This is a genomic window from Proteiniphilum sp. UBA5384, assembly GCF_002410825.1.
Classification (GTDB): Bacteria; Bacteroidota; Bacteroidia; order Bacteroidales; family Dysgonomonadaceae; genus Proteiniphilum.
In genome coordinates this window covers 128,395-140,659 of sequence record NZ_DHOS01000001.1, presented here as the reverse complement: position 1 = coordinate 140,659, position 12,265 = coordinate 128,395, and the positions used below count along the sequence as shown (strand labels likewise).

At 37.3% G+C, this 12,265-nt stretch carries 10 protein-coding genes and 1 pseudogene; 7 read left to right on the top strand and 4 right to left on the bottom strand.

All coding sequences use genetic code 11. The features are described 5' to 3' along the window. Positions 1-31: 31 nt before the first annotated feature. The 7 genes from B4G81_RS00550 (at position 32) to B4G81_RS00520 (ending at position 7,794) form a co-directional block, all read left to right on the top strand. Positions 32-1,384: an LPS biosynthesis flippase gene (locus tag B4G81_RS00550; RefSeq protein ID WP_294078935.1), complete on the top strand. Its 1,353-nt coding sequence runs from the start codon at positions 32-34 to the stop codon at positions 1,382-1,384. Beyond that, a complete protein-coding gene (locus B4G81_RS00545) occupies positions 1,365-2,165 on the top strand; it encodes a glycosyltransferase family 2 protein (RefSeq protein ID WP_294078925.1) in 801 nt (266 codons plus the stop codon). Before B4G81_RS00550 ends, B4G81_RS00545 begins: the two co-directional genes overlap by 20 nt. Before the next feature lie 2 nt (positions 2,166-2,167). Next, positions 2,168-2,977, top strand: coding sequence for a glycosyltransferase family 2 protein (locus B4G81_RS00540; protein WP_294078923.1), 810 nt, complete (start codon positions 2,168-2,170; stop codon positions 2,975-2,977). A gap of 1,260 nt (positions 2,978-4,237) precedes the next feature. Further along, positions 4,238-5,101, top strand: a complete 864-nt coding sequence (locus tag B4G81_RS00535; protein ID WP_294078920.1) for a glycosyltransferase family 2 protein — start codon at positions 4,238-4,240, stop codon at positions 5,099-5,101. Position 5,102: 1 nt separating this feature from the next. After that, on the top strand, positions 5,103-5,921 hold the full coding sequence (locus B4G81_RS00530; protein ID WP_294078917.1) for a glycosyltransferase family 2 protein: 819 nt from the start codon (positions 5,103-5,105) through the stop codon (positions 5,919-5,921). Between the two features lie 29 nt (positions 5,922-5,950). After that, positions 5,951-6,853 (top strand): NAD-dependent epimerase/dehydratase family protein, encoded by a 903-nt coding sequence (locus B4G81_RS00525; RefSeq protein WP_294078914.1) that lies wholly within the window; start codon positions 5,951-5,953, stop codon positions 6,851-6,853. Next, complete coding sequence (locus tag B4G81_RS00520; protein WP_294078912.1) at positions 6,850-7,794, top strand: MraY family glycosyltransferase; 945 nt, start codon at positions 6,850-6,852, stop codon at positions 7,792-7,794. Before B4G81_RS00525 ends, B4G81_RS00520 begins: the two co-directional genes overlap by 4 nt. A 632-nt stretch (positions 7,795-8,426) precedes the next feature. Here B4G81_RS00520 and B4G81_RS00515 read toward each other — a convergent pair. The 4 genes and pseudogenes from B4G81_RS00515 to B4G81_RS00500 all read right to left on the bottom strand — a co-directional run bounded on the left by B4G81_RS00515 (position 8,427) and on the right by B4G81_RS00500 (position 12,260). Next, positions 8,427-8,612, bottom strand: coding sequence for a hypothetical protein (locus tag B4G81_RS00515; RefSeq protein WP_294078909.1), 186 nt, complete (start codon positions 8,610-8,612; stop codon positions 8,427-8,429). A 239-nt stretch (positions 8,613-8,851) separates the two neighbouring features. After that, positions 8,852-10,210, bottom strand: a complete 1,359-nt coding sequence (locus tag B4G81_RS00510; protein ID WP_294079219.1) for a phosphatase PAP2 family protein — start codon at positions 10,208-10,210, stop codon at positions 8,852-8,854. Positions 10,211-10,554: 344 nt separating this feature from the next. Beyond that, positions 10,555-11,253: pseudogene (locus B4G81_RS00505) on the bottom strand (ThiF family adenylyltransferase); the annotation flags it as partial. Between the two features lie 68 nt (positions 11,254-11,321). Then, positions 11,322-12,260: a hypothetical protein gene (locus B4G81_RS00500; protein WP_294078907.1), complete on the bottom strand. Its 939-nt coding sequence runs from the start codon at positions 12,258-12,260 to the stop codon at positions 11,322-11,324. Positions 12,261-12,265 lie beyond the last annotated feature (5 nt).

The window sequence follows — 12,265 nt, the reverse complement described above, 5'->3', positions numbered from 1 at the left end:
CGCAGTGCATTTAAAATCCATCATTAATTGAATGACAATATTAAATAGATTATTCAAAAATATAGACAATCGGACTGCGGTTGCTCGTAAAAACATCTTATTTTCTTTTTCGTTAAAAGGAATCAGTATAATTATATCTTTTTTGTTAGTACCTCTTACTATTGATTATTTGGATGTAAATGAATATGGTATTTGGCTTACATTAAGTTCTCTACTAATATGGATAAATTTTTTTGACATAGGATTATCCAACGGGTTACGAAATAAACTTGCAGAATCATTGGCAGAAAAGGATTATTTACTGGCTCGTAAATACGTAAGTACGGCTTTTATTCTTTTATCCATAATAATGTTTGTATTTTTTATCCTTTTTTTTATTGCCAATAAATTCCTGTACTGGGATAAGATATTAAATACGGATATTTCGCAGAGGGAAACATTAAATAATTTAGTCTTGATCGTATTTGCTTTTTTCTGTTTACAATTTGTATTTAAAACAGTAGGTACTATACTCATTGCAAATCAACAACCGGCATATAATGATTTACTGAATGTTTTGGGTAATTTATTGTCTTTAATAATCATATATATTTTTACAAAAACGAGCCGGCCTGGATCACTCTCTGGTGTGGCAATCACATTTTCCGCTTCGCCTTTATTAGTTTTTGTTTTGGCTTATTTTGTACTGTTCTATGGAAAATATTCTTATTTGAGACCTACCTTCTCTTTTGTGGATTTCAAATATACTAAAACACTTATGGGACTAGGTGTCCAATTTTTCATCATTCAATTGGCTGTTTGTATTGTAGTCTATTCGTCCACTAATATTATCTTAACTCAATTGTTTGGCGGAGAAAGTGTAACCCAATACAATATTGCGTATAAATATTTCAACGTATTATCAATGATATATATTATTATTATCACACCTTTCTGGACAGCAGCCACAGATGCGTATATCAAGAAAGATCTTGATTGGATTTTCATTTCTCTGAAAAAATTAATTCGGATTTATCTCCTATCTATACCTATTACCTTTATAATGATACTGTTTTCTAATATTTTCTATAAATTATGGGTAGGAGATAAAGTAATCATTCCTCTCTCCTTGTCAATTGCTGTCGCTATATATATATTACTTTTTAATTGGAGTAACACTTTTATTTATTTTATAAACGGAATTGGTAAGATAAAGCTACAATTATACACAACAGTTATCGTAGCTATATTATATATACCTGTCGCCATAATTGCAGGTAAAATGTTTGGAGTAACAGGAGTAGTAATAGCCTCTTCATTGAGTTTGTTACCAACCTCCATATTAATGCCCATTCAATGTAAAAAATTATATTCTGGTAAAGCAAATGGAATATGGAATAAATAAAGAACAGTCAAAGCTAATGCAAGTTGACCCTTCGATTGCTGTTATAACTGTAGTTTATAATAATGTCACAGGCATAGAAAAAACAATACAAAGCGTTATAGATCAAACTTATAACAACAAACAATACATTATTATTGATGGAGGCAGCACTGACGGGACAGTAGACATAATAAAAAAATATCAGGACAAAATCTCGTTTTGGATAAGTGAACCCGACAAAGGAATTTATAATGCAATGAACAAAGGTATTGTAAAATCAAAGACCGATTATATAATGTTTTTAAACAGTGGCGATGATTTTTTTGAACAGGATATAATTGACAGGATTGTTAGGGAGAACGACAATAAATATGATATTATATATAATAATTTAAATATTATTGCATCCAATGACAAGTCTTTTATAAAAACTTATCCCAAGGAATTATCATTCAACTATTTTACATATGAGACGCTTCCTCATCCTGCCACGTTAATTAAACGGGAGTTATTCAGCCACATAGGGATGTATGATGAAAATCTCAAGATCGTGTCTGACTGGAAATGGTTTCTATTAGCTATCTGTAAATATGAATTTACATATAAAAATTCGGAAATTATAGCTGCAAACTTTTATTTAGATGGGATTAGTTCTTCGAAAAAATATAAGAATTTAATTTCTCACGAAAAATCTTTGGTTTTAAAAGATGAATTTTCGTTTAATTTGAACTCCTCGGTGAAATTAAAACGGCATTTAGCATTAAGGCTATATAAAATTAGAAAAATATTAGGATTCCATTAATTATGAATGAATTAATATCTATAATAGTTCCTTGTTACAATCAAGCAGAATACATGGACGAGTGCCTTCAATCGGTATTGGATCAAACATATGCGAATTGGGAATGTATAATGGTAAATGATGGGAGCCCCGATAATACAGAAGAGATTGCTTTAAAATGGCAAAACAGAGACTCTCGTTTCATATATCTAAAAAAAGAAAATGGAGGATTAAGCAATGCCAGGAATTATGGAATAGCAAAAGCTACCGGTAAATTTATTCTTCCTCTCGATTGTGATGATAAGATAGGACCGGATTACATATTATTAGCAATAAAGGTATTCCATTCGAGACAGGATATCGGAGTAGTATATTGCCAAGCTGTTTTTTTTGATAAACATACAGGAAAATGGAAATTGCCTGCTTTTGATAAAAGATATCTTTTATGCTCCAATCACATATTTTGTTCGGGAATTTTTTTAAAGGATGACTGGAGCCAAATAGGTGGCTATGATGAAAATATGAAACAAGGTTGGGAGGATTGGGAGTTCTGGATCAACTTATTATATACATTGAATAAAAATGCATATAGAATAAATTATACCGGCTTTTATTATAGAAGAAAGGAGAATTCCATGGGAGATAATGTTTTTAATAGCCAGCAGACACAATTAAAAATATATGAGTATGTTTACAGTAAACATAAAGCACTTTATGATTGCAATTTTCCACATCCTATAATTGCCTATAAGAAGTTAACGTCATTCGAAAAGAAATTCAGACCTTTCATACAGATCGGACAAAAAATATCGGCACTCTCAAGACGAGGATAAAATGAAATAAATATTTTAATGAACTCATTGAAAGTTGTTTTACAAAAATCAACGATCCAGCTATTTCTCTGGATGGTCGTAGTCCTGCTTTTAACAAGGCAGGTTCCTTTTTCGTCGTTTTCATTTATATCCAATATTGCAATTTTAATTTTAGTACTCTATTCATTATCCAGAAAAAAAGAGGTATTTTTTGAATATGGAGTAATATTATTATGGTTAGTTTTATTAGTTGCTTATTCAATCGTTTCTCAAAATAATTTATCCTATATAATCAGGTTTGGTATCATTTGCCTTCTTATTCCTTTATCTTATTACGTTAAATTACCTATTAAGAGTATCAATATACTTTTTTTCTTTGTTACAATTCAATGCCTTTTTATCACTTTTATCGAACTATACCTGCTATTCTTCCAGAGTATAGAGTCTTATTTTCCTATCAGATTTTTCTTCAATGAAAAAGAATGGGGCGACATTTATACTTACTCGGGATATTATTATTTTATTCAGTTAAAAGGTAATGCTTTAATTCCCTTTGCCTATATGCTGACTTTCATTTTCCCATTTAAATCAAATAAATCAAAATGGATTCTGCGGATTATATTCCTGTCCGGAACCTTAATCGCCGGTAATTTTGCATTTTTCATCTCTCTGTTTTGCTTCCACTTCGTCAAATACATAAATATTAATGGTTTATCTAAGAATAAAGCTGCTATTAGAATCATCACATTATGTTTCATATTATTGATTACATCCTCAATAATATTCTCTTACGTAGAAAATGTAATGGATAGGAAGCAGGATAATTCCCTGAGCACAAGAACCGATCAATTCCATGTATTGATGAATGACGTCCAGGAGAATACTCTTACAATTCTGTTTGGGCAAGGGCTGGGACATACTATTTCAGAGAAAACAATGTATAGGGATTATACTGATAATGTATATTATGAATTGCAAATTGTATATTTCTTCAATCAATTAGGAATTTTAAATTTTCTCATTTTCATCGCTTTAAATTTCTATTTGACAATTAAATATATTCCGCAAAAAAATCTTTTATGGATTTATATTTGTTACGTCTTATATGCAGTTACCAATCCCTATATCTTAGATACGAATCACATTGTTGTGATTATTTGCCTTGTATCCTTAAATAACTTTCCACATATGGATAAATGGAAAGAAATTTATCCCAAGAGAGAATTGCATGGCAACGAGAGAGATGAAATAAAATTGCCAACAATATAAAATGACCTGCAAATGAAAATAGGCTGTATCCTGGTACTCTATAATCCTGACATAGACATCTTAGAGATGTCTATCAGCGCTTTAATTGATCAGGTGGATATCATATACATCGCAAATAATTCCAAGCCACAAGGGAAATTCAAATTTATTGATCATTACAGGGAGAAGATCATTTATTCTGCGATGGATGGTAATATCGGTATTGCCGCGGCTCAAAATGAAGGATTAAAGTTTCTAATAAGCAATAAATACGATTATGTGTTATTCATGGATCAAGACAGTATAGCTCCTCACAATTTAGTACAAGGATTATTATCGGACTTGGAATTTTTGAGAACAAAAGGGGTGAATGTTGGAGCAATAGGACCAAGACCTATCAATAGGCAAGATAACAAGGCCTATATCGGGTTAATAAAAAAAGGGAAAAAAATTACAGACGGATTAACAGAGGTTTCCGAGTTGATTAGTTCGGCATCTTTTATTCCGGTTCCAAATTTCGAAGAAGTTGGACTAATGGATGCAAAATTATTTATCGACGGAGTAGACCATGAATGGTGCTGGAGAGCCGGCTATTTTACAAAAAAAAGATTTTTCATTTCTGAAAATAACCACCTGAGTCATCAACTTGGGGAGGGAGACCGTAGCATTCTTTTTAAAAAGGTTGCCATACCCACACCATTCAGGACATTCTATCAATACAGGAATTATTTTCTATTGCTAAGAAGAAAATATGTACCACTATATTGGAAGATATCGAATGGGTTTAAATATTTCATTAAGATGTTTTACTACCCCCTTTGTCTCAAACCACGCAGGCAATATTTGAAAAATATCTCAAATGGGATATACAAGGGAATTTTTTATTCAGATAAATGATATGAATTTTTCGGTATTACTTTCCATATATTTTAAAGAGAATCCGGAGTATCTGACACAATCTTTGGATAGTGTCTTTCAACAGAGTCTCCCTCCTAATGAGGTGGTATTGGTAAAAGACGGGCCTTTAACTCCCGCGTTAGATTTTATCATTGATGAATATCTGAATAGATATCCAATTCTGAAAGTTATTCCCCTGACAGAAAATAAAGGATTGGGGATCGCTTTAAATATAGGATTGACACACTGTTCAAATAATCTTGTGGCAAGAATGGATACCGATGACATTGCCCAACCCTCTCGTTTTGAGCAACAGGTTCAACAATTTAAACTGAATCCTGAACTGGATGTTATAGGTTCATGGATAGATGAGTTTTCGGGTAATAAAGATAATATATTGTCTATACGAAAAGTACCGGAAACCCATAAAGAAATATATGCTTTTGCCAAAAAGCGAAATCCGGTCAATCATCCATCGGTAATGTTCAAGAAGGAGGCTGTAATTGCTGCGGGAGGCTATCAACATTTTCCTCTTTTCGAAGATTATTATCTATGGGTAAGGATGCTAAAACAGGGATTCAAGTTCTATAATATACAAGAAAGCCTTTTGTATTTTAGGACTTCACCCGATACCTTCCAAAGAAGGGGTGGAAAAGAATATTTGAAAAATGAGAATAAACTTCACTCTATTTTTTACCAGATGGGGTTTATTTCATTTTCGCGGTATATGGCCAATATGATAGTAAGATCTTTAGTGAGGTTAATGCCCAATAAGTTTCGTTCTTATCTATATAATAGATTTGTCAGAAATAAAAAATAAAACAATTCCAGCACGCTATCTCAATGTCTATGAACAAACTATTATTTACCGGCGCATCGGGATTCCTTGGTCATAACGTGAAGCCTTTGTTAAATTCAATATATGAGGTAAAAACATTAGGCTTCTCGGATAATGACGATATAAAGGTTAATCTTGCAACCACTGTCCCTGAAATAGAGGAATCGTTCGATGTAATTCTGCATGCGGCAGGGAAAGCACATAGTATGCCTAAGACGGAAGCGGAAAAAAAAGTTTTTTTTGATGTGAATTATCAGGGAACAGTCAACTTATGCAGAGCATTGGAAAAAAGGACTATTCCAAACGCTTTTATTTTTATCAGCACTGTAGCCGTATATGGACTGGATTTCGGAGAAAATATTACCGAAGAACACCCGCTAAATGGAAATACACCTTACGCATTAAGTAAAATCCGGGCGGAACAGTTTCTCACAGAATGGTGTGCACGGCATAATGTAACATTGGGCATTATCCGACCATCATTGATTGCAGGACCTCATCCACCGGGGAACCTCGCTACTATGATAAAAGGGATACAGACAGGACGTTACTTCTCAGTGGCAGGAGGAAAAGCAAGAAAAAGCATACTGATGGTGCAGGATATCGCCCGTTTATTGCCATCGCTGATTGAAAAGGGTGGCATATACAATGTTTGTGATGACACACAACCTACATTCCGGGAACTGGAAATACTTATCGCAAAACAATTAGGAAAAAGACCTCCCCTGTCCATTTCCTATTGGCTGGCAAAGCCGATAGCACTGATTGGAGATCTATTGGGAGACAAAGCACCTGTCAATTCGATTAAATTGAAGAAGATTACCGGATCGCTGACTTTCTCTAATGAAAGGGCAAAAAAAGAATTGGGATGGCATCCGGTAAATGTGTTGGACAATTTTACAATTGAAAAATGATATATCTATTCACCATAATTATTCTTTTTGTCGCTGAACTTATTTACTTCCGCATTGCGGATAAATACAATATCATAGACAAACCCAATAAACGCAGTTCACATACGCAGATTACATTGCGGGGAGGAGGGATTATCTACTGGATAGCCGCCTTACTCTATGCAGTATTAAATCCTTCTGGAGCAACATGGTGGTTTCTGGCCGGCATCACACTGATGGCAAGCGTGAGTTTTTGGGATGATGTAAAGGGGTTGGGACAAAAGATCAGATTGCTGTTCCATTTACTGGCAATTACCTGCACATTCTTCATGGTGAATTTGTTCGGAGTATACCCATGGTGGAATATTATCATCGCATATATCCTGTTCATCGGGATTGTAAACATTTATAATTTTATGGACGGGATCAATGGGATTACGGGATTGTATACGTTGGCTGTGCTACTTCCGATGATATATGTGAACAATTATGTCTATACTTTTACCGAAAATAATTTCCTGATTTTCCCATTGCTGGCTTCGGGGGTATTCCTTTTTTTCAACTTCCGAAAACAAGCGAAATGCTTTGCGGGCGATGTGGGAAGTGTAAGCATCGCCTTCTGGATAGGAACCCTACTGCTGATATTGATTATTGAAACCCAAAACCTGATATGGATAGGCTTCCTGATGGTCTACGGAGTAGACGGCATCTGCACTATTTTTCATCGAATATACCTGAAACAAAATATCATGCAGCCTCATCGATTGCATTTCTACCAGATACTGGCAAATGAACAAAAAATGGATCACCGGATAGTCTCAATGACCTATTGTATGACACAACTGATTTGTTCAACACTCATTATCTTTCTCTATCCCATCACCGGTTGGTGGATCTTCATCATATCGATTATCGCATTAATCCTGATCTATGGAACAAAATTCCGGTTGATGAAGTATTAAATCGAGAAAATATGTTAGATAAGATTAATGAGGACAGTGAGTTACAAAAGTATATTATCTATTACTTGGCAATATAGGAACTCTCTTTCGTCATTAAAATGATGACTTCCTATTAATAAAACTCAATTCTGAAGGTTATAAAAAACAAATTCTTTCCATAAACAGTTGTATACTTGTATCTGAACCGACTCAAGTACTAAAATAAATTAAATTATGGACTCAAAGAAAACAAACGATGACAGGGGGCACAAATGGGACTCCACTTCACACACCGACAAGAAGACGGATAATAAATCCGGATCTAGAGACAGATAACGTGAAGTAATCCAAATTATCAAACTAATCAATGTAATAAATTAGATACCGGAGTGCAGCCGACAACTACACTCCGGTTAAAATCCAAAAATTATTAATTATGGACTCAATTAATCAATCAGCGCGTGGCCAATTGTATGGCAAAGATATTACAAAAAACCGACAAACCGCCCGTTTTAACGAAAAAATTAGTGAAAAATTAAAAAAATTTCGTTGAAGAATTAAAAGATATCTATTTTGCGGAGGAGGAAATTTTAAAAGGTTTGGACAAGATGGCCAACATCGGCCTGATATAACCGGAAACTTTTTCCCGTTCCTCATGAGAAGACGTAGGATGCTTTTTTCGTCGTCGCCCGGGAAGAGGTAGTTTTATATTTCTTTTCAGCCAATTTGGTCACTTTCGAGTGGGAAGGAGTGTGATTTTCGGCATCGTATTCTTCATGCACGACATATATGCCGTTATGGCTCTTCGGAAAAACGTATTTTATTGACAACGAATACATCTTGACCGGAATATTTATCAGCCCAAAACCGATAGCTCCATTCCAAATTGATAGAGAATTCCGAAAAGGTGGAGAAGATCGTTGAAGGACGTCCCTACCCGATTATCCGGATAAAAAGACAAAAGGAGTAAAACATCCGGGCATATATGCCTGTACTCATTGCGGAAATACACAAATGATGAACGAAGGAGGAGGGGGGAAAGATTTTTTTATGCTCTTTAAAATCCACACCGATGGATTCAATTTAAGAAAGCGGTAAACCTCAGTCCTGACGACATATTATTCAGGCTGAAGGATGTTCTCTCCCGAATATAATCCAGCTGGTCGCCAAAGGTTTTCCCCGAAGGTTTTATATCGAAGGTCAACTTGGTATATTTATAATCGATAAACCATGATAATCCGATCCGTGGCGTCATCATAGCCGTGAAAGTGACCCCGGAGCCGAATGCTATACCGGGCCGGGCTTTATATTCCACAAAAGGAAGAGTGATATCGCTTTTTATACCGGTCGCTTTATCCTCGGCGATTCCCACAAGGCTCATCTCACCGGTTGTTCCTATTGTCATGCCGGTTGTCAGCTTAGCCTGTAAAAGGAAGATAGAGCCCATAAACTTTGCATACTGTGGTCCCGTCATGAAATATAACATACCCATCGATTGAAAATCCTGACGGGGATTTCTGATGATGACATCAGGCAGTTCAAAGTCGTCCACCACATTTCTACCATCTTGCCCCGGCGGATAATGCCCAAAGGTAGCTTCAGCAGATATTCCCCACCTCCGGTTGAAATAATAGGCTCCTTCCAAAGTCGATTCAACGCCCAACACTTCGGGATCGGCATCCGTCACGTCGAACGAATAGCCTATCCGTGCCGAGAGATAAGAGGGCTTGTTGATTTCATCTTCCAACATGAAGCCGGAAAAATAATCCCCCTTATTATCATAGAAATGATCAACAATAGCATAAGAGAGTTCCGTGGATATGATGCCGATTGCTGCCCCTACAAGGATATCCGATATCCAATGCCTGTTATTGAGGCTCCGGGAAGCTCCCACATACGAACTGCTCGCATAACCGGCAACGCTGTATAGGGGATTTATATGGCCATACTCTTTATGCAGGAAGGTGGCATTCATGAAAGCTGTGGCTGTATGTCCCGAGGGAAAGGAATTACGGCTCGTGCCGTCGGGGCGCATCACTTTAGAAGTATATTTGACAGAATTGACCAGCGTTCCCATTATAAGCATGCTGCCTCCCCAGTTAAAGGTCTGCCTCTTCCAACCGTTACGTCCTTGCTGTCCGGCCATATTTAGTCCCGCCACTCCCAGTACCGGCAGGTATTGCAGATAGTCATCCATGCGGTTCGAGAAGTTCGGGACATACCGGTTGCGCACTGCCCGAACGTCCTTGCGTTCTCCCCAGGTAAGGAAGCCGGCTGTCAGCAACGTAGCCGGAGCAATTCCCCGGCTTACCCATTCGTTACGCAACAGATAAGACTGCCCGGACGGCTTGACGCACGTTGTATCTTCCCCAAGCATGGAATATGCAGGAGGGATAACTTCGTAAGCCTTGACACCTTGTATAGCACAAAGCGGCATCACTAAGAGAATGATTAAAAAGATATGAATAGGCACGCCACTTTTAGTCACTATGCTACCGTATTAAATAAACAAGACTAAATAAAAAAATCAAGCCCAATGTTTTTTGCTTCATTTTCATCATTGCATATTTTTTGTTGTTTCCCTCGAAAATATTTCAATGCAAATATGGGATTTCTATTTCATTTATGTATTACACAAAAGTGTATTTTTTTGAAAAATACCATAAAAACGTACTTTTGCGGCTTTCCTGTTACAAATTGCCACATGGAACACATACAGCTTAAATTGATATGACGCCATGCTATGCGGTTACAACTGCTATCGGCCCGTAATCCCGCCGATTAATTCATGTCACCGATAATGGACGAGAGATAGAATTTGGGATATATTTTTGTCCGCTGCCCCGTGGCAATACAAAACAACAGGTTCACGCACAATCCGGCGGCTATCCACGAAGCGACGGGGAGCTGTGGCGGCGGAAGCGTGTCTTTTTCATCTTTATACCGGGTGACGATGTGCTCAATCCACGGTTTGGGCTGTCCCCATGTCTTAAAATAGTTTATGACGTGCTCTATAAAATTGATTTCGAAGTTCTCCCATTTATCGTAAAAATCTTTCAGTTGCGGGCCGGCAGGAGTCACCACAAAGGCCAGACCTCCCCAGCCGAGGTTATAGGGATGGATAACCGGGATATTGTATTTCTGGCACCAACCATCAAAAACAAATGGAATATCCGACCGGAAAACCAGCGAATTAATGGCCGCATCATGGTCTTTTACCAAAGCCTCCACGTTGTCCTCGTCTATATACTTGTTCACCAAAGTGATATGAGCCTCGGGATTAATACGCAACAGGTATTCTTTCAACGCTTCGGATTTAGGCTTGCCGATATCCTCCATCCGGTAGTTCTGACTGTTGAGGTTCGATTCTTCCACCTTATCGCCATCCACAATGGTTATTGTCTCAAATCCAAAACGCAACGCACATTCAGCAATGACGCTCCCCACGCCGGTACCTCCCAGGAGAATGCGGAAGCTTTTAAGCTTTTGCTGCCACTATGGGGAAATTAAACCGGACAGTAGTCACCATAATTATTAAAACGAATGAACTATTTTTTTTCTTCTTGCTTCTGGAGTGTCCACTCATTAGAAGACTTGTTATGCACCCATTTTACATAGGTAGGTATAAATTCTTTCCAATTGAAATCAAACTTCCAACCACTGAAGTTGAAATAGTGAGGAGCTCCTGATATCGTGGTGCATTTGAGCATATTGCCCCCGTGGTGCGACACGAACGAATATTGGTAGGGAATAACCTGTAACACAGACTCTCCCTTTTTTCCGTCTTCTTCATACACTTCAAGCAAGACAGCACCATATTTTCCTGAATTTTTAGCTATTATTGCCCAGCAACCGGTTTTACTCCACCATTCGGAATCGGAAACGACCTTATATTCCTGCGCTTCATGGAGCATCTTGCCGTTTACGAATATCTGCTGACGATTTGAGTTTGGCTTAGGTCGGATTTCGAATTTGCCGTCGGGTCTGACCAAACCACTGAGATATTTAGCCTGCTCTGAGGCTACTGCCTGAGCCATTTTTTCAGGATTAAACTCGCGCCCCTTGTCGAAAAAGTCATGGCTGGCAGTCTGCGCTTTAATCTCGACCGAAGGGTCATCTCCGGAATAATAACGGGTTTCTCCTTTTTTTGTGACAACTATGGTTCCATCTATCACGGCAATTTTATCGTAACGCTGTGTTAGTCCTCCACCCAATTCAACCTCCTTACCTGCGCGATCGTAGATGTAGAACTCCTCGCCATCATAATCTGCTATGAAATACTTGCCGTCAGAGGAGGTAATGCCGGTAAACTCTTCGTCGAAACCGATTACTATCTTGCCCCCTACTTCAAGAGCTATATATTCTCCCTTCTTCAGCAAATATGCGTCACCTTTGAGCGCCACGCGAACCTGCTGGGTGTATGCACTGACGGAACAGAATGCCGCAAAGATAAAAATTGCCGCGCTTCGGATTAAAATTCTTTTCATAGTTC